20 protein-coding genes are annotated in these 21,608 nt (G+C 71.4%); 6 read left to right on the top strand and 14 right to left on the bottom strand.

Annotated elements, in window-relative coordinates; genetic code table 11:
- Nucleotides 1-82 precede the first annotated feature (82 nt).
- Nucleotides 83-1,387: a mechanosensitive ion channel gene (locus H2041_RS18305; RefSeq protein ID WP_293415195.1), complete on the bottom strand. Its 1,305-nt coding sequence runs from the start codon at nucleotides 1,385-1,387 to the stop codon at nucleotides 83-85.
- Between the two features lie 137 nt (nucleotides 1,388-1,524).
- On the opposite strand from H2041_RS18305, the gene H2041_RS18310 reads away from it, so the two are divergent.
- A complete protein-coding gene (locus tag H2041_RS18310; protein WP_293415197.1) occupies nucleotides 1,525-2,961 on the top strand; it encodes a methylmalonyl-CoA mutase family protein in 1,437 nt (478 codons plus the stop codon).
- Nucleotides 2,958-5,117, top strand: a complete 2,160-nt coding sequence (scpA, locus tag H2041_RS18315) for a methylmalonyl-CoA mutase (protein ID WP_293415199.1) — start codon at nucleotides 2,958-2,960, stop codon at nucleotides 5,115-5,117. The genes H2041_RS18310 and scpA overlap by 4 nt, the downstream gene beginning before the upstream one ends.
- A gap of 12 nt (nucleotides 5,118-5,129) precedes the next feature.
- On the opposite strand, the gene H2041_RS18320 is transcribed toward scpA, so the two are convergent.
- The 5 genes from H2041_RS18320 to H2041_RS18340 form a co-directional block, all read right to left on the bottom strand.
- Nucleotides 5,130-5,678, bottom strand: a complete 549-nt coding sequence (locus H2041_RS18320) for a hypothetical protein (RefSeq protein ID WP_293415201.1) — start codon at nucleotides 5,676-5,678, stop codon at nucleotides 5,130-5,132.
- A 43-nt stretch (nucleotides 5,679-5,721) separates the two neighbouring features.
- A complete protein-coding gene (locus H2041_RS18325; RefSeq protein ID WP_293415203.1) occupies nucleotides 5,722-6,147 on the bottom strand; it encodes a hypothetical protein in 426 nt (141 codons plus the stop codon).
- On the bottom strand, nucleotides 6,144-6,836 hold the full coding sequence (locus H2041_RS18330; RefSeq protein WP_293415205.1) for a SatD family protein: 693 nt from the start codon (nucleotides 6,834-6,836) through the stop codon (nucleotides 6,144-6,146). Before H2041_RS18330 ends, H2041_RS18325 begins: the two co-directional genes overlap by 4 nt.
- Before the next feature lie 89 nt (nucleotides 6,837-6,925).
- Complete coding sequence (locus H2041_RS18335; protein WP_293415207.1) at nucleotides 6,926-7,348, bottom strand: DUF4112 domain-containing protein; 423 nt, start codon at nucleotides 7,346-7,348, stop codon at nucleotides 6,926-6,928.
- 36 nt (nucleotides 7,349-7,384) lie between these two features.
- The gene (locus H2041_RS18340; protein WP_293415209.1) at nucleotides 7,385-7,855 is read right to left on the bottom strand and encodes a DUF4112 domain-containing protein; all 471 of its coding nucleotides are present in this window, start codon (nucleotides 7,853-7,855) and stop codon (nucleotides 7,385-7,387) included.
- Between the two features lie 159 nt (nucleotides 7,856-8,014).
- On the opposite strand from H2041_RS18340, the gene H2041_RS18345 reads away from it, so the two are divergent.
- The gene (locus H2041_RS18345) at nucleotides 8,015-8,350 is read left to right on the top strand and encodes a YbjQ family protein (protein ID WP_293415211.1); all 336 of its coding nucleotides are present in this window, start codon (nucleotides 8,015-8,017) and stop codon (nucleotides 8,348-8,350) included.
- On the opposite strand, the gene dgcA is transcribed toward H2041_RS18345, so the two are convergent.
- The 6 genes from dgcA to H2041_RS18375 form a co-directional block, all read right to left on the bottom strand.
- Complete coding sequence (gene dgcA / locus H2041_RS18350) at nucleotides 8,347-9,330, bottom strand: N-acetyl-D-Glu racemase DgcA (protein ID WP_293415213.1); 984 nt, start codon at nucleotides 9,328-9,330, stop codon at nucleotides 8,347-8,349. The genes H2041_RS18345 and dgcA overlap by 4 nt on opposite strands.
- Nucleotides 9,327-11,990 (bottom strand): polar localization protein TipN, encoded by a 2,664-nt coding sequence (locus tag H2041_RS18355; protein WP_293415215.1) that lies wholly within the window; start codon nucleotides 11,988-11,990, stop codon nucleotides 9,327-9,329. Before H2041_RS18355 ends, dgcA begins: the two co-directional genes overlap by 4 nt.
- A 154-nt stretch (nucleotides 11,991-12,144) precedes the next feature.
- Nucleotides 12,145-12,393, bottom strand: a complete 249-nt coding sequence (locus H2041_RS18360; protein ID WP_293415217.1) for a hypothetical protein — start codon at nucleotides 12,391-12,393, stop codon at nucleotides 12,145-12,147.
- A 120-nt stretch (nucleotides 12,394-12,513) separates the two neighbouring features.
- On the bottom strand, nucleotides 12,514-13,143 hold the full coding sequence (locus tag H2041_RS18365) for a beta/gamma crystallin-related protein (protein ID WP_293415219.1): 630 nt from the start codon (nucleotides 13,141-13,143) through the stop codon (nucleotides 12,514-12,516).
- A gap of 90 nt (nucleotides 13,144-13,233) precedes the next feature.
- Nucleotides 13,234-13,767: a methylated-DNA--[protein]-cysteine S-methyltransferase gene (locus H2041_RS18370; protein WP_293415221.1), complete on the bottom strand. Its 534-nt coding sequence runs from the start codon at nucleotides 13,765-13,767 to the stop codon at nucleotides 13,234-13,236.
- Nucleotides 13,748-15,271: a DNA-3-methyladenine glycosylase 2 family protein gene (locus H2041_RS18375; protein ID WP_293415223.1), complete on the bottom strand. Its 1,524-nt coding sequence runs from the start codon at nucleotides 15,269-15,271 to the stop codon at nucleotides 13,748-13,750. The genes H2041_RS18370 and H2041_RS18375 overlap by 20 nt, the downstream gene beginning before the upstream one ends.
- Before the next feature lie 339 nt (nucleotides 15,272-15,610).
- Between H2041_RS18375 and cysD the strand changes: the two genes are divergently transcribed.
- Both cysD and cysN read left to right on the top strand, forming a co-directional pair.
- Nucleotides 15,611-16,567, top strand: coding sequence for a sulfate adenylyltransferase subunit CysD (gene cysD, locus H2041_RS18380; protein WP_293415225.1), 957 nt, complete (start codon nucleotides 15,611-15,613; stop codon nucleotides 16,565-16,567).
- Nucleotides 16,567-18,456 (top strand): sulfate adenylyltransferase subunit CysN, encoded by a 1,890-nt coding sequence (cysN, locus tag H2041_RS18385; RefSeq protein WP_293415227.1) that lies wholly within the window; start codon nucleotides 16,567-16,569, stop codon nucleotides 18,454-18,456. Before cysD ends, cysN begins: the two co-directional genes overlap by 1 nt.
- Before the next feature lie 249 nt (nucleotides 18,457-18,705).
- Here the strand turns inward: cysN and H2041_RS18390 are convergent, their stop codons facing one another.
- Nucleotides 18,706-19,722, bottom strand: coding sequence for an NAD(P)-dependent alcohol dehydrogenase (locus tag H2041_RS18390; RefSeq protein WP_293415229.1), 1,017 nt, complete (start codon nucleotides 19,720-19,722; stop codon nucleotides 18,706-18,708).
- 82 nt (nucleotides 19,723-19,804) lie between these two features.
- Here H2041_RS18390 and H2041_RS18395 point away from each other — a divergent pair, with 82 nt between their 5' ends.
- Nucleotides 19,805-20,437, top strand: a complete 633-nt coding sequence (locus tag H2041_RS18395) for a hypothetical protein (RefSeq protein ID WP_293415231.1) — start codon at nucleotides 19,805-19,807, stop codon at nucleotides 20,435-20,437.
- On the opposite strand, the gene H2041_RS18400 is transcribed toward H2041_RS18395, so the two are convergent.
- Nucleotides 20,403-21,566 (bottom strand): MFS transporter, encoded by a 1,164-nt coding sequence (locus H2041_RS18400; protein WP_293415233.1) that lies wholly within the window; start codon nucleotides 21,564-21,566, stop codon nucleotides 20,403-20,405. The genes H2041_RS18395 and H2041_RS18400 overlap by 35 nt on opposite strands.
- Nucleotides 21,567-21,608 lie beyond the last annotated feature (42 nt).

Below are 21,608 nucleotides of genomic sequence, written 5' to 3' on the forward strand. Positions count from 1 at the left end.
GTCGTAGCGCGCCATCTCAAGCTCCTTTCGGAAGCCTTGAATCAGCGTCGCCCTCAACCAGCAAGCTTTATGGGTTCAGAACCTAGACCGGCGGCGGCGGGCCGCGGCCGCGCTCGGCCTGGCTCGTCCAGCGCTCCAGCAGGCGATGGGCCGTCTGCCGGCCGCCGATCCCGAAGGCGATGGCCGCGGCCACCGCCGCCGAGCCCAGGATCAGGCCGAAGGCCAGGATCACGATCTCGTCGGCGATGCCCATGAAACGCAGGCCCATGGCTGTGGCGAGCGCGATGGTCGCCCAGCGCACGATGGTGGAGGCGAAGCCGTCCGCCCCGCCGGTGGAGCGGTCGATCAGCCGGGCCAGGAAGTTGGCGATCATGACGCCGACGGTGATGATCACCGCGCCGAACAGCACCTGGCCGGCCAGGTAGAGGACGTCCTCCAGCATCTCGGCGATGGCCAGGAAGGACAGCAGACGTGCGGCCTCCACGGCGGAGAACAGCATGATGGCCACCAGCACCAGGCGCGCTGCGACCTTGGACGGGGTCAGCGCCGTCGCGGCCGGCGCCGCCGGGGCGGTGGGGTCGGCCGAGGCCTCGGCCACGGCCTGCTGGTCCACCGGCGCATCCGCCGGCGTGTCGACCACCGTCGGCGCCGAACCGGTCATCCACAGGCCCTGCAGACTGCGGTCGAAGCCGAAGGAGGGCAGGATCTGCTCCACCAGGCTCGCCACCCAGCGGCCGATCACATAGGCGATGGCCAGCACGATGACGGCGGCCAGCACGCGCGGAATGGCGTCCAGCACGACCGCCAGCACGGCCACCGCCGGCTCGGAGATGGCCGCGATGCCCAGCTGCTCCAGGGCGGCGATCGTCACCGGGATGATGATCAGCACGAAGACCAGAAGCCCCGCCGTGCGGCCGAGATTGGCCGCTCCGGTCAGGCGGCCGAGGCCCGCGCGGTCGAGCCAGTGGTCCACGCGGGCGGCGCTGAGGGCCGCCTCCACCACGCGCCGTGCGAGGGTGGCGACGACCAGCCCGACGAAGAAGATGACCGCCGCGCCGACGATGTTCGGCACATAGGACAGGACGCCCATGGTCAGGCTGTTCAGCGGCCCCACCACGCCCGTCAGCTGCAGCACGCTCAGCGCCGCAATGACTCCGATCAGCAGGACCAGCCAGTAGCCGAGCTGGCCGAGCTGATAGCCCAGCGTCTCCTTGGGCTGCCGGTCGCGATTGTGGCTGGCCGCGCCGGGGAACCGGTCAATCAGCCTGGCCATGCCCCACTGCACGCCCTTCGCGACGAAATGGGCCACGATGACGATCAGGGCCGCGGCGGCGACGCGCCAGGCCCAGTAGGCGACGGAGTCGCCGCTGTAGTCGAAGTTTTCCATGGATCTCCCCAGTCCTCCGGTTCAGCCACATGAACAACCGCGAACACGGCTCCGTTCCGAAGCGCGGCTTCCGCAAGGTCAGGGCGCCCTAGCGTCGCTCTTGACGCTCATCGGCTGCGCGGCTCATCAGAGGGCCGATGGCCGAAGCTCGCTCCACCGCCCCCGAATTCCCGCCCGCCTCGCCGCAGGACTGGCGCGCCCTCGTCGAAAAGACCCTGGGCGGAAAGCCGTTCGACTCCCTCAACACCGCCACGGCGGAGGGGCTGGCGATCGCGCCGCTCTATCCGCCGGCGATGAGCCCGGCGGCCGGCCTCTTCCGCCCGTTCGACGCCGAGCGGGCCTGGGACGTGCGCACCGTGGCGCGCCACCCCGACGCCGTCCGCGCCAGGGCCGACCTGCTGGCCGACCTCGAGGGCGGCGCGGCCTCGGTGCTGCTGAAGCTCGACCCGCAAGGCGCCGATGGCGTCGCCGTCGGTTCGGCCGAGGGGCTCGCCCAGCTCCTCGACGGCGTGGTGCTGGAGGCCGCTCCCGTTGCGCTCGACGCCGGCTTCCTGGGCGTCGCGGCCGCCGACTGGCTGAGCGCCGCGGCCAAAGCCTCGCCCGGCGCCCTGCTCGCCTTCCATCTCGACCCGTTGAGCACCTTCGCCCAGGCCGGCGAGAGCCCGGGCCCGATCGAGGCGCACCTCTTCGCCGCCGCCGGGGCCGCGGCCCGCCACGCCCAGACCTATCCCAGGGCCCAGCTCTTCCTCGCCTCCGGCCGCGTCGTCCACGAGGCCGGCGGCGGCGAGGCCCTGGAGATCGCCTTCGCCGCGGCCGCCGCGCTCGCCTACGCCAAGGCCATGGTCCGGGCCGGCATGGGGATGGAGGAGGCGTTTTCCCGCATCACGCTCGGGCTTTCCGCCGACGCCGACTACTTTCTGACCATCGCCAAGCTGCGCGCCGCCCGGCGCGTCTGGGCGCGGCTGACCGAGGCCTGCGGCGCCGCCGGGCCGGCGCGGATCGAGGCGCGCGCCTCGCGCCGCATGCTCACCCGCCGCGATCCCTGGACCAACATGCTACGCCTCACCGCGGCCGGCTTCGGGGCGGCGGTCGGCGGGGCCGATGCGGTGGCGCTGGGCTGCTTCACCGACGCGCTCGGCCTGCCCAGCCCGCTCGCCCGCCGCCAGAGCCGCAACACCCAGCTCGTCCTCATGGAAGAGGCCCATATCGGCCGCGTCGCCGATCCGGCCGCCGGCGCCGGCTATGTGGAGGCCATGACCGAGCAGTTCGCCCGGGCCGCCTGGAGCGCCTTCCAGATGATCGAGGGCCTCGGCGGCGTGATCTCCGCACTCACCGCCGGCCACGTCGCCGCGGAGGTGGAGACCGCCCGCCAGACCCGCGCCGCGGCCGGCGATCCGGCCATCGTCGGCGTCACCCGCTTCCCGCCGGCCACGGACGAGGCGGTGGAGGTCGAACATGCGACGGCCCAGGCCGTGGCTGCGCCCTCCCCGCGCCTGCCCGGCCCCGACGGCCGCTGCCCGCCGCTCGCCCCCATCCGGCTCGCCGAGCCCTTCGAGACGGAGGCCGCCCGATGAGCGCCTTCCCCGACTTCAGCCAGGTCCCCTTCGAAGACGTCGGCGCGGCGTCCGCGCCCGCCGGCGAGCCCTGGGCCACGCCCGAAGGCGTCGCCGTCAAGCCGGCCTATGGCCCGGGCGACCTCGAAGGCCTCGCGGCCCTGGACGGCTTCCCCGGCCTCGCGCCCTTCCTGCGCGGGCCCTATCCGACCATGTACGCCACCAATCCCTGGACGATCCGGCAGTATGCCGGCTTCTCCACGGCCGAGGATTCCAACGCCTTCTACCGCCGCAACCTGGCGGCCGGTCAGAAGGGCCTGTCGGTGGCCTTCGATCTCGCCACCCACCGGGGCTACGATTCCGACCATCCGCGCGTGGTCGGCGACGTCGGCATGGCCGGCGTGGCCATCGACTCCATCCTCGACATGCGCACCCTGTTCGACGGCATTCCGCTGGACGAGATGAGCGTGTCCATGACCATGAACGGCGCGGTGCTGCCGGTCATGGCCCTCTACATCGTGGCGGCCGAGGAACAGGGCGTGCCGCACGCCAAGCTGTCGGGCACGATCCAGAACGACATCCTCAAGGAGTTCCTGGTCCGGAACACCTACATCTACCCGCCCGCGCCTTCGATGCGGATCATTTCCGACATCTTTTCATATACTTCGGCGGAGATGCCGAGGTTCAACTCGATCTCCATCTCCGGCTATCACATCCAGGAGGCCGGGGCGACGCTGGACCTGGAGCTGGCCTACACCCTGGCCGACGGGATCGAATATGTCCGGGCCGGCGTGGCCGCGGGCATGAGCGTCGACAAGTTCGCCCCCCGCCTCTCCTTCTTCTGGAATGCGGGCATGAACGCCTTCATGGAGATCGCCAAGCAGCGCGCCGGCCGCCTGCTCTGGGCCGAGCTGATGAAGGCCGAGTTCGACCCGAAGGACCCCCGCTCGCTGTCCCTGCGGGCGCACACCCAGACCAGCGGCTGGAGCCTGGCGGCCCAGGACGTGTTCAACAATGTCGCCCGCACCTGCGTCGAGGCCATGGCCGCCACCGGCGGCCAGACCCAGAGCCTGCACACCAATTCGCTGGACGAGGCGCTCGCCCTGCCGACGGACTTCTCCGCCCGCATCGCCCGCAACACCCAGCTCTTCCTGCAGCTGGAGAGCGGCCAGACCCGCGTCATCGACCCCTGGGGCGGCTCCTACTATGTGGAGCGCCTGACCGCCGACCTCGCCGAACGGGCCCGCGCCCACATCGCCGAGGTCGAGGCCCTGGGCGGCATGGCCAAGGCGATCGAGGACGGCCTGCCCAAGCGCCGCATCGAGGAGGCCAGCGCCCGCACCCAGGCGCGCATCGACTCCGGCGTCCAGAGCGTCGTCGGCGTGAACCGCTATCGCTCGGCCACGCCCGACGAGATCCCGGTGCTGAAGGTGGACAACACCGCCGTGCGCCAGCGCCAGCTCGAAAAGCTCGAAAGGCTCCGCGCCGAGCGCGATCCCGCCGCGGTCGAAGCGGCGCTCACCGCCCTCACCAACGGCGCGGCCGGCAAGGGCAACCTGCTCGAGCTCTCCGTCGCCGCCGCCCGCGCCAAGGCCACGGTGGGGGAGATCAGCGACGCGCTGGAAAAGGTCTTCGGCCGCCACAAGGCCCGCGCCGACGCCGTCCGCGGCGTCTATCTGCGCGAGGCCGGCGAGACGCCCGCCGCCGCCCGCGCCCGGTCCATGGTCGAGGCCTTCGCCCAGGCCGACGGCCGCCGCCCCAAGGTGATGATCGCCAAGATGGGCCAGGACGGCCACGACCGCGGTCAGAAGGTGATCGCCTCCGGCTTCGCCGACCTGGGCTTCGAGGTCGACATCGGCGACCTCTTCCAGACGCCGGCCGAGGCCGCGGCCCAGGCGGTGGAGGGGAACGTCCATGTCGTCGGCGCCAGCTCGCTCGCCGCCGGCCACCTGACCCTGGTGCCCGAACTCAAGGCCGAACTCGCCCGCCTGGGCCGTCCCGACATTCTGGTGGTGGTGGGCGGCGTCATCCCGCCCGAGGACTTCCAGGCCCTGCGCGACATGGGCGTCGCCGCCATCTTCCCGCCGGGCACCGTCATCCCCGAAAGCGCGATCGAGGTCCTGGAGCGGATGAACGAGGAACTCGGCTACGCCCAGCTGAACGCGGCTCAGGGGTAGCGCTTCAAGCGCTCACACCGTCTCTGAGGCCCGGGTGAGGACGAAAGTTGACGGCGAGGCGGTCCGCTCCCACCGCCACTCGCCCGTTGCGCTGGGGAGTTCAAGCTCGGTGATGAACTCGCACGCCCGACCGTCGTAGCTCGTGATGTGGACGGACGCTCGGCCCACGCTGAACACCATAGGCTCGCCGAGATGGGTGAAGGGCTCCACTGGCACGATCGCCCACTGGACCAAGCCTCCTGGCCACTGGAGCCGATACGTGCTGTCAGGTCCCGTCGGGATCGCCTCAAACGCATCGGCGGTGGCGCGAAGCACGACCGTTTCCCAGATGGAGTCGGTGCAGTCGCCCGTCTCAGGGTTCCAGACGTCGCCGCCGACGAACCAATTGAAGAGGAAGAAGGCGTCTTCGCCGTCGGCGAGGCAAAGCAGGCTGGCCTGCCTGACGGTGTCCGTGCGCAGGTCCGCGCGAGCGGTTTGGCTAAGCTTCAGCTTGGCCCGAAAGCGCGGCTCACCGCCTGCGGCGGCCACGAACTCTCCGATCGAGACCTGGCGCAGTCGCAAGCTCATCGCTCCAGTTCCGGGACGCCGCGGCGCCGACTTCCCGCTAAAACCCCGCCAGCCGAGCCGCGAGGTCGAGGCCCAGGCGGGCGTCATAGGCCCGCCAGGCCAGGGTGACGAGCACGGCCCAAAGCACGCTGAAGAGCGAGCCGACCAGGAAGTATTCCGCGTTCAGCTTCTCCTCCAGGTCCTTGAAGCGGGCCACGCTCTTCAGCGCCACCACCGCGACCAGCACCTCCCAGGCCCCGACGACGAGGCCGCCGGCGATGGCCAGCCGTTCCAGGTGGCCGATCATCCGGCCCACGCGCGGCGCCGTCGCGGCCTCGGCGTCATCCGCCGCCGCACCGGCGCTGCGGGCGGCGCGCAGGCCGCTCCACCTCAGAAGAAGCTGGCACGCCAGGTTGCCGCCCCAGGTCAGCAGCAGGAGCGCGACGGCGGCGGCGGCCAGGCTGTGGAGCAGCGGTCCGCTCATGGCGTCGTCAGGCCCAGAACCTGGTCAAGGCGGCCGGTCATGGCCATGAGCGCCCCCCACTGGCGCTCGTAGAGGTCGTACCGACCGGCCCGCCGGATCTTGTAGAGGGTCTGGACGGACATCCCCAGCCGCGCGGCCAGCGGCGCGGCCGCCTCCGCCTGGGAGGCGAGGACGACCTGGCGCTGGCGATCGGTCCAGCCCGTCTCGATATCCGTGAGCCCCGCGCCCAGCGCGTCCATCAGTCCCTGGACGGCCGGATCCACGGGGATCTCGAAGCGGTAGGCGTTGGGGTCGCGCTTGTCCTCCAGCCGTCGACGGCTGGCGGCGAGGCCCTGGCCCATCATGTTCCAGGCCCGCGCCGGGTTGACCGGGGTCTCCAGGCGGACGGCGCCCAGGACGAAGCGGCAGGGTATGTCGTCGGCCAGCAGTCGCGCGCGCAGGCCGCGGATGAGCTGAAGCCCGCCTTGCAGCGTCGCCGCCACCCCCTGGAACTCGTCGCCGAGGGTGATCGTCAGCGGGGACATCACGCCTGCCCCGCCGCTGCGATTGGCCCAGTCGATGGCGGCGTTGAACCGTGCATGCAACGCGCGCACGGTGGTCGCGTCCTCGCTCGCGATCAGGTCGCCCATGACGACCGCGTGGGTGACTTCGTGAGCCGGGCTCAGGGAAAGTTCGGCGCAAGCCTTCATGGAGCTCACCCTAGCGAGGGATAGAGAGGCCTTGTAGCCCTCTAATGGGATAATTTGGAACACTATCCCGTTTTCGGGATAACAGGCTCCTACCGCACCCGCATCCCACGCCGTCCGGCTCGCGGCTTCTTCCTCCGGTCCCAGCTGTCGGGCAGGACCGAGGGGCCGTGGCGCTTTTCGATGTCCTTCTGCAGCGCCTTGGCCGCCATCAGGTGGCCGGGGAACAGAGTGTCCACCGCCCAGCCGGCGATGGGGACGGTGGAGCTGGCGGAGTCGGCCACCAGATAGGCCGCCATCCGGGCCAGGGTCGCGGCCGAAGCGCCGGCGCGCATCCCCTCGAACAGGAGGAGGCCGCCGGCCCCGACGCTGTAGACCGTGCCGGCCACGGGCACCCAGGCCAGAACGCCGTCCAGACCAAGCCCCAAGGGCCCGATCCCGATCACCCGGTCCGAGAGCCGCTTGATGCGTTCGGCCGAGCGCCAGGCGCGGTGCGCGCTATCCCTGCTTGCCATGCGCTCTCAACGCTCCGCCTGCGAACAAGCTCCGCCCTAGCCCAGGAATACGACCCGCCGGCGTTCCTTGCCCTCCTTGATGCGGGCCAGGATCTCCCGGTACTCGGGGCTGTTTGCGACATCCTTGCGCGAGCCCTCGAAGTAGATGGTCTCTTCCATATGCTTGAGCATCAGGTCGGCCGCCCACTTGTGACCGGAGAAGAGCACGTCGGCGAGCTTGCCGAGCCCGCCCGGCACCGGGGCGATGCCGATGGCCAGGTCGGCCAGAAGCACCATGGTCGCCTCCAGCAACACCATGGGCGCGCAGCGGGCGCGGAAGCCGTCCAGCAGCAGCACGACCCCCGCGCCGAAGCTGTAGAGGCCGCCGGCCCAGGGGATCCAGGTGAGCAGGCCGTCGAGGCCCACGCCCACGGGCCCGATCTTGATGACATTGTCCGACAGCCGCTTCGTCCGCTCGATGCTGGCGCGGATGTTGTGCAGCTCGATGTGCGATCGGGCGAGGATCATGCGGCGGCTCCGAAGGGTCGGGGCACTTTGGACCAAGCAGGCTTAACCTTGAAGCGGTTCGGCGACATTTCGCCCCTCGGCGTCGGCAAGGCGCAGCTTCCCTCGCGCCTGACGCGATTCCGCATCGCAGCCGTCGCAGATTAACCTTATGTCTAGGCCATGGCGCGCGAACCCGACATCCTGATCGTCACCACAGACTTCATCGAAGGACGCCCCGTCCGCCAGCATCTGGGCATGGTTTCGGCCCAGGCGATCCTGGGCGCCAACGTCGTCCTCGACCTGATGTCCGCCCTGCGGGACTTCTTCGGCGGCCGCTCCAAGGGCTATGAGCGGGTGCTCGCCCGCGCCCGCGCCGAGGCCCTGGCCGCCCTGGCCGAGGAGGCGAAGAAGGTCGGCGGCAACGCGGTGGTGGGCGTCGACCTCGACTATCACGCCATCGGCCCCAACGGTCAGATGCTGATGGTCGCCGTCAACGGCTCGGCGGTGGTGCTCTAGCCCCACAGCTCCGGCGGCGGCGGCTCGATCATCGAGCCCACGAAGGTCAGGCCCGGCTCGCGGTCCCTGGCCAGCAGCAGCGGCCCGTCCAGGTCGACGAAGGCCGCCCCTTGCGCGATCAGCAGGGCCGGCGCCATGGCCAGGGACGTGCCGACCATGCAGCCGGCCATGATCTCCAGCCCGAGCGAACGCGCTTCGTCCGCCAGGGCGAGCGCCTCGGTCAGCCCCCCGGTCTTGTCCAGCTTGATGTTCACGCACCCGTAGCGCCGGGCGCAGTCGGCGAGCTCGGCGCGGGTGTGCAGGCTCTCGTCGGCGCAAAGCAGGACAGGACTTTCATAGCCCTCCAGCGCGGCGTCCTCGCCGGCCTTCAGCGGCTGCTCGATCAGCTTGACGTCCAGCCGCGCGAACTCCGGCGCCAGGCGCTTCAGCTCGTCGAAGGACAGAGCCTCGTTGGCGTCCACCACCAGCCGCGACAGCGGAGCGGCGCCCCGCACCGCCTCCACGCGGTCCAGATCGTCGGGCCCGCCGATCTTCAGCTTCAGCATCGGACGCCGCGCCGCCGCGCGGGCGGCGTCCGCCATCTGCTCGGGCGGCGCCAGGCTCAGCGTGTAGCAGGTCTTCACCGGGTCGAGCCGCGCGCGCCCCGCGAGTTCGAAGACGCGGCGCCCCGACCGCTTGGCCTCCAGGTCCCAGAGCGCGCAGTCGAGCGCATTGCGCGCCGCGCCGGCCGGCAGCAGGCGCTGCAGGGCGTCGCGGTCGGCGCCGCCCTCCATCGCGCCGCGAACGCTTTCGAATTCCGCCAGCACGCTCGCCACGCTCTCGCCGTAGCGGGCATAGGGCACCGCTTCGCCCCGCCCGACATGGCCGGCCTCGGCGATCTGCGCCACGACCACATGGGCCTCGGTCTTGGAGCCGCGGGCGATGGTGAAGGCGCCGGCGATGGGCCAGCGCTCGTCGGCGACGGTAAGCGCCCGGCTCACATCATGTCGCCGGCGGCGGCGTCCAGCAGCAGGAAGACCCGGCCCGCGTCCGAGGCCAGCAGGGTCGCCAGCATGAAGCCCTCGGCGTCGCGCTCGACCGCCTCGTCCAGCATGCCGCGATAGCGCCGCAGATAGGCGCCGGCCTCGTCCTTCAGCCGGTCGTCGGTGAACAGGCGCCGCGTCAGGCGGCGGGTGGCGGCCGGCGCCAGGCGGCGGACCACCTGCCGCGCGCCGTCGAGATCTCCGGTCTGGATGACCGCCCCGATCTCCTCGATCCGGCCCCGCGGCAGCAGCGCGGAGGGGTCGATGCCCATGTCGACGATCTCGGCCAGAAGCTGGGCCTCGCGGCGTTCGTCGCTCGGCCGCGCCGGCGCGGGTTCGTCGATCGCCGCCAGCAGGTCCTTCCAGGTCAGGCCGTCGCTCTCCGCTTCGTCGGGGGCCTCGCCGCCGCCCCTGGCCGCGGGAGGACCGCCGGCGGACTCGAAGAGGTTCGAGAATTCCTCGTCCGTCGCGGTCGGCGTCAGGCGAAGGCGCGGGCGCAGGCCGGCGTCGGCCGCCGGGCCACGACGCTCCGGCGCGCGCGCCGGCCGCGGCGCCGGCTCGTTCAGCTCCAGCGGCTCTTCCGGCGGCGGCTCCGGCGCGCGTGCGGCGGGCCGATCCCGCGTCCGCTCGGGACGTTCCACGCGCTCCGGCCGCTCGGCCGGCCGCCGGTCGCGCAGGGGCGTATAGCCCCCGCCCACGCCCTGGCTCGCCGTGCTGGCCACCGAACCCATGAGCCGGACCGCCTCGCTCAGCATTTCGTAGTTGCGGCTGACGCGCTCCTGGAAGGCCTCGTCGATGGCCTGGGTCTCCTCGGCCGTGCGGCGGGCCTGCGCCAGCAGGTCGTCGATGCTCTCGCCGACCGCCGCGCGCACCGCCTCGGCCTGTTGCCGAGCGGCCGCCGGCAGGTCCGCGGCGCGTTCGTCCAGGTCCCGCATCAGGGCCTCGAGCTCGGCCAGCGTGCGCCGCGCCGACTCCGCGCCGGCCTCGAGCTTGCGCACCGTCTGGGCGCCGGCCTCCTCCACTAGGCTCGCAGACTGTTCGATGAGCGCGCGGGCCTCCTCCAGCCGGCCTTCGAACACTTGGTCGGCGCGCTGGCCGGCGGCGAAGGCGGCCTCCGACAGCTGGTCCACCTGCTGGCGGGCGGCCTCGGCGTGGCGGGCGGCGGCGGCGCGGGTCTCCTCGGCGGCGTCGGACAGGGCCGCGATCGCCGCCCGCGTCTGGGCCTCCAGCTTGCCGCGCTCGCCGGCGGCGGCCTCGGACAGGGCGGCCCAGGACTGGCGGGTGGTCTCGCCGAAGGCGTCGCGCTCGGCCTGGGCGGCGTCGGCCAGGTCGCGGAACTGCTCGGCCGCCTCGGCCACCAGTTCGCGTAGCATCTGGGCGCCGCGCATGGCCCGGTCGCCCATCTCCACGGCCGACAGGCGCGCTTCCGACAGGAACTCCGACAGCTTGGCCGTGTGGGTCTCGGCCTCGGCGGCGAAGGATTCCTGGTCGGCGCGCAGGCCGTGCGCGACGGTGACGAGCGCCGCCCGCTGTTCGGTCAGGCTCGCCTGGACGGCCCCGATCTGCTCGGTGACGCCGACGCCGGCGCTCTCCAGGCGGGCGATGTGCCGGGTCAGATCCTCGCCGGCCGTGCGGGCGACGTCGCTCGTCTCGCCGGCGGCCGCGGCCAGGTCGGCGGCGCGGGCGGCGAGCGAGGCCTCGGCCTCGCGCAGCTGGGTCTCGGCCAGGTCCGAAGCCTCGGCGACCATCCGCGCCTGGCGGTTGATGGCGTCGATGACGCCGGCCGACTGGGCGTCCAGCGACTGGGCCAGGGCGGCCATTTCGGACCGCTCCGAGGACAGCGCCCGCGTCAGGCTCTCGGCGGTTCGGGCCGAGGACGCGGCGGCCTCGACCAGCTGCTCGGTCTCGGCGGCCAGGGCCGCGCGCAGGGCTGCGAGCGTGTCGCGCGCCTCCTGGGCGGCCTCCCCGGCGCGCACGATCTCCTCGCGAACCGTCTGGACCACGTCGCCGGCGCGGCCGGCGGCGATCAGGGCCGGGGAGACCAGTTCGTCGGCCAGCAACTGGGTGCGACGCGCCTCGGCGGCCAGCTTCTGGCCCTGGCGGACGGCATAGGCGGCGACCCAGACCAGCAGGGCCGGACCGATCGCCAGGAGGGCGAACACCAGCAGGGCGAAGGCGTCGTCGCCGAACGGAACGACCTCGCCGCGATAGCCCCAGGCATAGGCGATGGGCGCCAGCGCCCAGAGCGCGGACGCCACCACTGCGGCCGTGTAGACCGGCCAGGCGGGGGGCGCGCCGGCCTCGGCGCGGGCCGGCAGGCCGCCGGCGTCCGTGCGCACGGGCGTCCGGGCGTCCGGACGGGCGACCTCCCCCTGGGAGGTCGGATCGCGCAGGTTCAGCGGCGGATCGAAGGCCGGCGCGCGCACATCGGCCTGCGCCGTCTCCGCCGCCTCGGCCGGCGCATCGGTGAGTTCCAGGTCGTGATCCTCCGGTCCGGCGTCCGGCGCCGTCTCCGCCTCGGACGGCTCGGCGGCGGAGTCGGACTCCGTCCGGGAGCCGTTCGGCTCGTCGGTCAGGCTTTGGAAATCCAGCGGCTGGCGCCGGTTCTTGATCTTCATCTGCGGCCCGTCACAAGCGGCCAATACGCCCCGCAAGGCCAAGGCCCTGGGCCCGGCTCGCGCCCTATCTTCCAAGGATTATAGTCGAATGGGCCGCAGTCAAACCGCCATGCGTCCAAAACGCACGGCAGGGGGCGGAATTCCGCCCCGGAACCTAGACCTTGGCCGTCGCCCCCGCGGGCCGCGGCGCGCGGGTTTCCGGGCACGGAGCATCGGCCGCGGCGGCCAGGCCGCCCTGGGGCGCCGTCGCCGGGATCACCCGGGCCGAACGCGCGACCTTGCGCTCCGCCGCCGCCGCCGGACGTTCCGGCTGGTGCGGTTCGATGGTCACGCCGAAATGCGAGTAGGCCACCGCCGAGGAGTGGACGACCACGGCGGCGACGATCTCGGTGAGGGTTTGCATCGGAGCTCTCCCGTGTCCGATACGAGTCAGGCGGTCACCTTATCGGCCAAGCTCGGCTTGCCGGCAACTCGGCGTTACATGAAACTTCCGTCATGTGACGCCGGCCGCCGGCCGCACCGGTCAGTAGCGGCGGCAGAGCACGTCGCGCAGGACGCTGGAAGGTCCGACGAAGCGGCCGTCGCCGTCCACCGCGTTCTGCGACCGTTCGCTGGAGTCGTAGTAGGCCGAGGAGCCCAGGCCCTGCGAGCGGCAGAAGGCGTTGGCCGAATTCGACCCTGCGGCGATGTCGTAGCCCTGCATGGTCGGATACGGGAAGAAGACGTTGCGCGTGCCTTCGTACGGACGCTGGTTGTTCGGCCCGTTCCAGGAGCCGCCGGGCCGCCAGGATCCCTGATTGCCGCCGCCGGGCGGGCCCCAGCCGCCGGACATGTAGGCCTGCAGCGAGCTGATCCGCTCGCCCATGCCCAGCTGGTTCATATTGGCCACGTCGCCGCTCACGTCCTGGCACCGGCCGCGGAAGTCGGAATCCTCGCAGATGCGCCAGCGGCCCTGGAACCGGCCGCTCATGGCGCGGTCGTTGAAGTCGCTCGGCAGGTTGGTGGCCATGCCGTAGATCGTCGTCTGGCGACCCTGGAAGTTCGGCCCGTCATAGAGGATGGCCGAGGGCTGCCGGCCGAAATTCTGCGCGACGGCGGCCGTGGCGAGGCAGGCGGTGGCGGCCGCCGCAGCGGCCCAGATCAGTCTCTTCATGTCACTCCCCCAAGGTCCTTCCGGACCGGACGTCCCTCGGGGCGGCAAGCTAGCGTGGTCAAGCTCGGGAGGAAACCCGCCGATCGACGTTCAGGCGGCCTGCCGCAACGCCACGCCCTCGTGCGCCAGAAGCCAGCGCTTGCGCTCCATTCCGCCGCCATAGCCCGTCAGCGAACCGTCCGCCCCGATCACCCGGTGGCAGGGGACGACGAGGCCGACCGGATTGGCCCCGTTGGCCAGGCCCACGGCGCGCACCGCCTTCGGCGCGCCAATCCGGGCGGCGAGTTGGCCGTAGCTTTCGGTGCGGCCGGCGGGAATCTCGCAGAGGGCGCGCCACACGGCCTGCTGGAAGGCGGTTCCGTTGGTCCGCCAGGCCAGACGCGCGAGCGCCTCCACCTGTCCGTCGAAATAGTCCGCCACAGCCTGGCGGACCGCCGGCGGCGCGGCGGCCGTCTCCGGCTGCGCCGGCCCGTGGTGGCGCCTCAGCAGCCGGCGCATGCGCGCCTCGTGGCTCGTCCAGTCGAAGGCGCAGAGCACGCCGTCCCGGTCGAAGACCACGCGCGCCTCGCCGAGCGGCGTCGGCAAGGCTGCGGTGTAGAGCGTCTCAGGCGGCGTCCTGGCCATGGGGCATCTCCTGGCGGGCGGCGGGCGCGCGGCCCGCGGCTGGGTTGGGCGGGCCTTCGGAGGCCCAGAGGTGAAGGGCGGCATAGGCCCGCCAGGGTCGCCAGGCCTCGGCCCGCGCGGCGAGCTCGTCGGCCGTGGGGCGCACCCCGTCGGCGCCGACCAGGGCGCGCATGAGGCCGACATCTCCGTGCGGGAAGGCGTCCGGCTCGCGCATCTGGCGCAGGGCGATGTACTGCGCGGTCCACTCGCCGACGCCCGGCAGGGCCTTCAGGCGCGCGACGGCGTCGTCCAGGGATCCGCGCGGCGTGAAGAGATCTGGCGTCGCGGCCGCGGCCGCGGCCATGCCGACCAGGGCGCGGCCGCGGGCCAGCGGCATCGACAGGCTGGCAGGGTCGGCCAGGCTCAGCGCCTCCGGGCTCGGGAACAGATGGGTGAGCCCCTCGCCTTCCAGCCCGGGCGGCAGGCGGGCGCCGAAGCGTTCGGTCAGCCGGCCGGCCAGGTTGCGGGCGGCCACGACCGTGATCTGCTGTCCCAGTATGGCGCGCACGGCGAGTTCGAAGCCGTCCCAGGCGCCCGGCGCACGCAGCCCCGGCCGGGCGGCGACCATCGGCGCCAGGGCCGCATCCTTCGAAAGATGGGCGCCGATGGCCACGGGATCGGCCCCCAGGTCGAAGACCCGGCGCACGCGAGCGATCAGCTGCGGCAGGACGGTCAGGCGGGAGAAGCGGGCGGCGACCTGCAGGGTGTCGCGCGGTCCGGGCGAGACCGACACAACGCCCGTCTCGCCGCCGAGGCTGAGACTGCGCCGATACACGCCGCCGCTCACCGCCTCGACCCCGGGGATGGCGCGCAGGCCGAGGAAGGCGAGCATGCCGTCCCAGTCGTAGGGCGGCCGGTAGGCGAGCCTGACGGTCACCGCGCCCGCCTCGCCCGCGGCCTCGCCGGCGCCGCTGCGCCGCAGGGCGGCGGGCGGACGTCCGAACAGCTGCTGGAAGGTCTCGTTGAAGCGGCGCACGCTGCCGAAGCCGGCGGCCAGCGCCACCTCCGCCATGGGCAGGCGCGTCTCCTGGAGCAGCTGCTTGGCCAGGAGCACGCGGCGGGTCTGGGCCACCGCCACCGGCGATGCGCCGAGGTGCAGCTTGAAGAGCCGGCGAAGCTGCCGCCCGCCGACGCCCAGCCGTTCGGCCAGGGCCTCGACGTCGCCGCCGTCAAGCGCGCCGTCCTCGATCATGGCCAGGGCGCGGGCGACGGTGTTGGAGCTGCCGCGCCAGGAGCCGAGGTCCGGCGACGTCTCCGGCCGGCACCGAAGGCAGGGGCGGAAGCCGGCCTCCTGGGCCGCTGCGGCCGAAGGATAGAAGGTGACGTTCTTGCGCAGGGGCGTGCGCGCCGGGCAGATCGGGCGGCAATAGACCCCGGTCGACTTCACGCCGACGAAGATCTTCCCGTCCAGGCGGGCGTCGCGCATCGAAAAGGCGCGGTAGCAGGCGTCGTCATCCAGATCCATGACCGCAGGATCGGCCTCTCGCCCCCCTTTGTCTCGCGGTTTTCGGACATCCACCTTGTCGTCCTGGCGGATTTCGGACCTTCAGGTCGCTGCTCAATCCGGGCGCGGAGCGTCATGCGCATGTGACGCCTTTCGGCTAAGTGGCCCCAGGCGACCGCCGGCCTGGGCTGGCCTGGAACTTGAACCGGGGGTTGCGCCTGCGCTTGCCTTGGGCGCCGCTGTCCCTTATTTGACCGCCAAAGGGCCAGTACGCACGCTGCAAGCATGTAGCGCGCGGATTTATTGTAAGAGCGAAGTTCTAATCTGGCCCAGATGTCTCTCATGCAAGGTTCGACTGTCATGGACGCCCGCCAAGCCGAGGCCGCCACGTCCGCGCGTGCGCACGGACTGCCTCAAGAGACTCTCACCCACCTCCAGCGCCTGGAGGCGGAGAGCATCCACATCATGAGAGAGGTCGTCGCCGAGGCCGAGCGCCCGGTGATGCTGTACTCGATCGGGAAGGACTCCGCGGTGATGCTTCACCTCGCGGCCAAGGCCTTCTACCCGTCCAAGCCGCCCTTCCCCCTGCTGCACGTGGACACGACCTGGAAGTTCCGGGCCATGTACGAGATGCGCGCCCGCATGGCCGAGGAGCTCGGCTTCGAGCTTCTCGTCCACCAGAACCCGGAAGCGCTCGCGCGGGGGATCAACCCCTTCGACCACGGCTCGGCCCTCCACACCGACATGTGGAAGACCGAGGGCCTGAAGCAGGCGCTCGACAAGTTCGGCTTCGACGCGGCCTTCGGCGGCGCCCGCCGCGACGAGGAGAAGTCCCGCGCCAAGGAGCGCGTCTTCTCGTTCCGCTCGGCCCAGCACCGCTGGGACCCGAAGAACCAGCGGCCCGAGCTGTGGAACCTCTACAACGCCCGCAAGAACAAGGGCGAGAGCATCCGCGTCTTCCCGATCTCCAACTGGACCGAGCTGGACATCTGGCAATACATCCACCTGGAGAACATCCCGATCGTGCCGCTCTACTTCTCGGCCGAACGGCCGGTGGTGGAGCGCGACGGCGCGCTCATCATGATCGATGACGACCGCTTCCCGCTGCGCGACGGCGAGACCCCGATGATGAAGTCGGTCCGCTTCCGCACGCTCGGCTGCTATCCGCTGACCGGGGCGGTCGAGAGCACGGCTTCGACCCTGCCCGAGATCATCCAGGAAATGCTGCTCACCACCACCTCGGAGCGCCAGGGCCGGGTCATCGACCACGACCAGGCCGCCTCGATGGAGAAGAAGAAGCAAGAGGGTTACTTCTGATGGCCCACCAGTCCGCCCTCATCGCCGAAGACATCGAGGCCTACCTCAAGGCCCACGAGCACAAGAGCCTGCTGCGTTTCCTGACCTGCGGGTCGGTGGACGACGGCAAGTCCACCCTGATCGGCCGCCTGCTCTACGACTCGAAGATGATCTTCGAGGACCAGATGGCCGCGCTCGAGGCCGACTCCAAGAAGGTCGGCACCCAGGGCGGCGACATCGACTTCGCCCTCCTGGTCGACGGTCTGGCCGCCGAGCGCGAGCAAGGCATCACCATCGACGTCGCCTACCGCTTCTTCTCCACCGACAAGCGCAAGTTCATCGTCGCCGACACGCCCGGCCACGAGCAGTACACGCGCAACATGGTCACCGGCGCCTCGACGGCGGACGCGGCCATCATCCTGATCGACGCGCGCAAGGGCGTGCTGACCCAGACGCGCCGGCACTCCTATCTCGTCAATCTGCTGGGCATCCGCCACGTCGTCGTCGCGGTGAACAAGATGGACCTGGTCGGCTGGAGCCAGGAGGTGTTCGACACCATCGTCGCCGAGTACCACGACTTCGCCGCCCAGGTCGGCATCAAGGCCTTCACCGCCATCCCGATGTCGGCGCTCAAGGGCGACAACATCACCGAGAAGAGCGACCGCGCGCCCTGGTACGACGGTCCGCCCCTGATGGCTCACCTGGAGGCGCTGGAGGTCGAGGACGACCTGCGCGAGAAGCCTTTCCGCATGCCGGTCCAGTGGGTGAACCGGCCGAACCTCGACTTCCGGGGCTTCTCCGGCCTGGTGGCCACCGGCGTCGTCGCGCCGGGCGACAGGGTCAAGGTGCTGCCTTCGGGCCGCGAGAGCACGGTCGAGCGCATCGTCACCATGACCGGCGACCTGCCGCGTGCGGTGGCCGGCCAGTCGGTGACCATCACGCTCAAGGACGAGATCGACATCAGCCGCGGCGATGTCCTCTCCGTCGCCGGCTCGCCCCCGGAGGTGGCCGACCAGTTCGAGTCGACCATCGTGTGGATGGACGACGAAGCCATGCTGCCGGGCCGGCCCTATCTGATGAAGATCGGCGCCCGCACCGTGGGCGCCAGCATCACCGAGCCCAAGTACAAGGTGAACGTGAATACGCTCGAGCAGCTCGCGGCCAAGCGCCTGGAGCTGAACGAGATCGGCGTCTGCAACCTCTCGCTCGACGCCCCGATCGCCTTCGACGCCTACAAGGACAACCACGCCCTCGGCGGCTTCATCCTGATCGACCGGATCAGCAACCGCACCGTCGGCGCGGGCATGCTGCACTTCGCCCTGCGCCGCAGCCAGAACATCCACTGGCAGGCGACCGACGTCGACAAGGCCTCGCGTTCGGCGCTGAAGGGCCAGAAGGCGCGGGTGGTCTGGCTGACCGGCCTCTCGGGCGCCGGCAAGTCGACCATCGCCAACCTGGTCGAGAAGCGCCTGCAGGCCGACGGCCGCCACACCTACCTGCTCGACGGCGACAATGTCCGCCACGGGCTGAACAAGGACCTGGGCTTCACCGAGGAGGACCGTGTGGAGAACATCCGCCGGGTGGCCGAGGTCTCCAAGCTGATGGTCGACGCCGGCCTGATCGTGCTGGTCTCCTTCATCTCGCCCTTCCGGGCCGAGCGCCGGATGGCCCGCGAACTGATGGAGGACGGCGAGTTCGTGGAGGTCTATGTGGCCACCCCGCTGGCGGTCGCCGAAGAGCGCGACGTGAAGGGCCTCTACGCCAAGGCGCGCGCCGGCGAACTGAAGAACTTCACCGGCATCGACTCCCCCTACGAGGAGCCGGAAAACGCCGAGATCACCGTCGACACCACGGCCATGACCGCCGAGGACGCCGCCGAGCAGATCGTCGCCTGGCTGACCGAGAACTAGGCCAGTCGCGCCGGGGTGAATGAGAAGGGGCCGGACGCCGCCAGCGTCCGGCCCCTTTTTCGTCACGCGACAAGATGCGGACCGGCGGCCCCGAGCCCTCGGAAACGGCGCAGCCGAACCGGCGATCGAACGTCAGGAAGGCCTCGCCGTCGCCGGCCGCCGCCAAGTACGACGCGCCGGCGAGGTCCATTCCAGATTCTGCAGCGTCGGGCGCAGATCTGGGCCGGCGGAACCTGTGCGCGAGCCGCCCTAGAAGGTCAGCACGATCTTCCCGAAGTGCTCGCCGCCGGCCATGGCCTCGAAGGCTGCGCGCGCCTCCGTCCAGGGGAACACCTTGTCCACCACCGGACGGATCTGGTGCAGTTCGATGGCCCGGCACATGGCCTCGAACATGTCGCGGGAGCCGACGAAGACGCCCTGCATCCGGGCCGCATTGCCGATCAGGACGGCCGGATTGATCCCCGATCCGCCCTGCGCCACCACGCCGATGATGGCGATGTGGCCGCCGATGCGGACCGCCTTCAGGCTCTGCTCGATCGTGCCCTGACCGCCCACCTCCATGATGAAGTCGGCGCCCACGCCGGCGGTGGCCTCGCGCACCGGCTTCGACCACTGCGGCGTCTGCCGGTAGTTGACCAGGTGATCGGCGCCCAATGTCTTGGCCCGCTCCAGCTTCTCGTCCGAGGACGAGGTGATCAGGGCGCGCAAGCCTGCGGCCTTGGCGAACTGCAGGCCGAAGATCGAGACGCCGCCCGTGCCCTGCAGGACCACCGTGTCGCCGGGCTGCAGGTCGGCGTCCTCGAAGAGGGCGCGCCAGGCCGTCAGCGCCGCGCACGGCAGGGTGGAGACCTCCTCGTCGGTGAGGAAATCCGGGACCTTTGAAACGCCCTCCTGGCTGAACACGGCCAGTTCGCGCCCGGCCCCGGGGATGGGCGAACCCAGCGCCGTCAGCGCCTTTTCGAGGGTCGGCGGGCCCGAGATCCAGCCCTGGAAGAACAGGGTGGCGACCCGGTCGCCGACCTTCACGCGGGTGACGCCCTCGCCCACCGCCTCGACCACGCCGCAGCCGTCGGAGAAGGGCGTCACCTGCCCCGCCGTGGTCGGCGCGCGACCGTACAGGCCGTTGATCATCATCCAGTCGCGATAGTTCAGCGACACCGCCCTCATTCGGACCAGCACCTCGCCCGGCCCCGGCTTCGGGTCGGGCGCCTCGACGAGGGTCAAATTATCCAGGCCCCAGGGCTCGGCGGCTCGCAGCGCACGCATGGCGTTCAACTCCCTACTCTTGTGGCCCCAGTCTCGACGCCCGACGTTGGGGCATTCAAGGCCGACGGGCTATGATCGGCCCATGTCCGTCCCTCGCCTGCTCCTCTGCGGCTTCGGCAGCTTTCCCGAAGCCCCCCTCAACCCGTCGGCCGCCGTCGTCGCCTCCCTGGCCCGCGACGCCTGGGCCCCGCCCGGCGTCGAGGTCGACTTCCTGACCCTGCCGGTCCAATGGAAGGGCTCGGTCGAGACCATCCTGCGGCAGCTGCAGGCCCGGCCCGCCGAGGCTGTGCTGGTGGTCGGCGTGGCGGTGGAGGCCGAGGCCTTCCGCATCGAACACCGGGGCCGCAACCGCGCCGCGCGCGAACGGCCCGACCATGCCGGACGCGTGTGGGAGCAGGCCTTCATCGACGGCGCGGGCGCCGAGGAGCTCGCCGCGACCGCGCCCTGCGCGGCCATGCTCGCGGCGATCGCGGCGCAGGGCCTGCCGGCCGTTCGCTCGGACGACGCCGGCGACTATCTGTGCAATTTCACCCTGTACCGTCTGCTGGCCACGGGCGCCGCGGCCAGGGTCGGCTTCCTGCATGTGCCGCAGGCCCGCGAGTGCGCTGAGGGCGCGGCCTTCTCCGTCGATCAGATCCGGCAGGCGGTCTGCGCCGCAGCCACGGCCTTCGCCGGCGTCCTCAGCCGTCCAGCCGCCGAACCCCATAGAGCCTGAGGGCGCCGGCCAGGCCGAGCGCCGACATGAGGGCCATGGCGAAATAGCCGTAGGCGCCGACCGCATCGAACAGGGCGCCCGAGGCCAGGGTCGCCAGGCCGATCAGGAGTCCGCCCGAAAAGGCGGAATTGATGGTCTGGGCGGCCGAGGCGTTGTCGGGGGTGGAGAGCCGCTCGACGATCTGCAGGCTGGCCATGAAGGTGGCGCAGAAGCTGAGCGCGTGCAGGGCCTGGATGGGAAACAGCAGCCAGAGCGGCGGCGACAGCCCCAGCGCCGCCCAGCGGACGACGGCCGCGAACCCGCCTAGGACCAGCAGCCGGCGCGGGCCCACCCGGCGCCGCCACGGCTCCATGAACCACAGGAAGCCGATCTCCACGGCGACGCCGAAGCCCCACAGCACGCCGGTCAGCGTCTCCGGTATGCCCTGCTGCTTCCAGGCGAGCGCCGAGAAGCCGTAGTAGAAGGCGTGGGCCGACTGGATGAGGCCGACCGAGACGACCGCCAGCATGAAGCCGCCGTCGCGCAAGAGGCCGCGCAGTCCCGCGAGGCGCTCGGCCAGGCTGGCGCGGCCGCCCTCCTCGCGCACCGGATCGGGCGGCAGAAGGACGCGCGCGCTGACCGCCGCCAGCCCCGCCGAGACGATGATCCAGATCAGCACCAGGTCCGGCGAGCCGCGCGTCACCAGGGCGCCCGCCGCCACATTGGCCAGGATGTAGGCCGCCGACCCGATGCCGCGGGGCCAGCCATAGTTGAAACCGTCGCGCCGGGCTCGGGCGAGCGCGATGACGTCCGTCAGCGGCGAAACGGTCGACAGCGCCGAGGCGGCGACGAACCAGACCGCGAACCACCACAGGAAGCCGAACGGCGCGGCCAGCAGCACGTAGCAGGCCGCCGCCACCGCCCCCATCAGGATCAGCGGCGTGCGCCGCAGAGCGAAACTGTCGGCCCAGACCCCGATGGCGGGCGCGGTGATCATGCGCGCCATCATCGGCGCCGACAGGATCAGGCCGATCTGCGCTCCCGAAAGGCCGCGCTCGGCGAACCAGATGGGGATATAGGGCGCGCTCGCCCCCAGCCCGATGAAGATGGCCGAGTAGAAGAGGCCAAGACGCACGGGCAGGGACGGCATGGAGAAGCCTGCAGGAGGGTGTCTTGCGCTCCTCTACGCCGA

Origin of the sequence: Phenylobacterium sp. (assembly GCF_013911965.1) — a bacterium.
Lineage (GTDB): Bacteria > Pseudomonadota > Alphaproteobacteria > Caulobacterales > Caulobacteraceae > Phenylobacterium.

What these genes read in the sequence shown, in the direction of transcription:
- H2041_RS18335 (WP_293415207.1), bottom strand. Translation starts at nt 7,348, where the DNA reads ATGGCAAGCAGGGATAGCGCGCACCGCGCCTGGCGCTCGGCCGAACGC.
- H2041_RS18360 (WP_293415217.1), bottom strand. Translation starts at nt 12,393, where the DNA reads ATGCAAACCCTCACCGAGATCGTCGCCGCCGTGGTCGTCCACTCCTCG.
- H2041_RS18390 (WP_293415229.1), bottom strand. Translation starts at nt 19,722, where the DNA reads ATGCGTGCGCTGCGAGCCGCCGAGCCCTGGGGCCTGGATAATTTGACC.
- H2041_RS18305 (WP_293415195.1), bottom strand. Translation starts at nt 1,387, where the DNA reads ATGGAAAACTTCGACTACAGCGGCGACTCCGTCGCCTACTGGGCCTGG.
- cysN (WP_293415227.1), top strand. Translation starts at nt 16,567, where the DNA reads ATGGCCCACCAGTCCGCCCTCATCGCCGAAGACATCGAGGCCTACCTC.
- H2041_RS18330 (WP_293415205.1), bottom strand. Translation starts at nt 6,836, where the DNA reads ATGAAGGCTTGCGCCGAACTTTCCCTGAGCCCGGCTCACGAAGTCACC.
- H2041_RS18375 (WP_293415223.1), bottom strand. Translation starts at nt 15,271, where the DNA reads ATGGATCTGGATGACGACGCCTGCTACCGCGCCTTTTCGATGCGCGAC.
- H2041_RS18365 (WP_293415219.1), bottom strand. Translation starts at nt 13,143, where the DNA reads ATGAAGAGACTGATCTGGGCCGCTGCGGCGGCCGCCACCGCCTGCCTC.
- H2041_RS18355 (WP_293415215.1), bottom strand. Translation starts at nt 11,990, where the DNA reads ATGAAGATCAAGAACCGGCGCCAGCCGCTGGATTTCCAAAGCCTGACC.
- H2041_RS18340 (WP_293415209.1), bottom strand. Translation starts at nt 7,855, where the DNA reads ATGATCCTCGCCCGATCGCACATCGAGCTGCACAACATCCGCGCCAGC.
- H2041_RS18370 (WP_293415221.1), bottom strand. Translation starts at nt 13,767, where the DNA reads ATGGCCAGGACGCCGCCTGAGACGCTCTACACCGCAGCCTTGCCGACG.
- H2041_RS18395 (WP_293415231.1), top strand. Translation starts at nt 19,805, where the DNA reads ATGTCCGTCCCTCGCCTGCTCCTCTGCGGCTTCGGCAGCTTTCCCGAA.
- H2041_RS18345 (WP_293415211.1), top strand. Translation starts at nt 8,015, where the DNA reads ATGGCGCGCGAACCCGACATCCTGATCGTCACCACAGACTTCATCGAA.
- H2041_RS18400 (WP_293415233.1), bottom strand. Translation starts at nt 21,566, where the DNA reads ATGCCGTCCCTGCCCGTGCGTCTTGGCCTCTTCTACTCGGCCATCTTC.
- H2041_RS18310 (WP_293415197.1), top strand. Translation starts at nt 1,525, where the DNA reads ATGGCCGAAGCTCGCTCCACCGCCCCCGAATTCCCGCCCGCCTCGCCG.
- cysD (WP_293415225.1), top strand. Translation starts at nt 15,611, where the DNA reads ATGGACGCCCGCCAAGCCGAGGCCGCCACGTCCGCGCGTGCGCACGGA.
- scpA (WP_293415199.1), top strand. Translation starts at nt 2,958, where the DNA reads ATGAGCGCCTTCCCCGACTTCAGCCAGGTCCCCTTCGAAGACGTCGGC.
- H2041_RS18325 (WP_293415203.1), bottom strand. Translation starts at nt 6,147, where the DNA reads ATGAGCGGACCGCTGCTCCACAGCCTGGCCGCCGCCGCCGTCGCGCTC.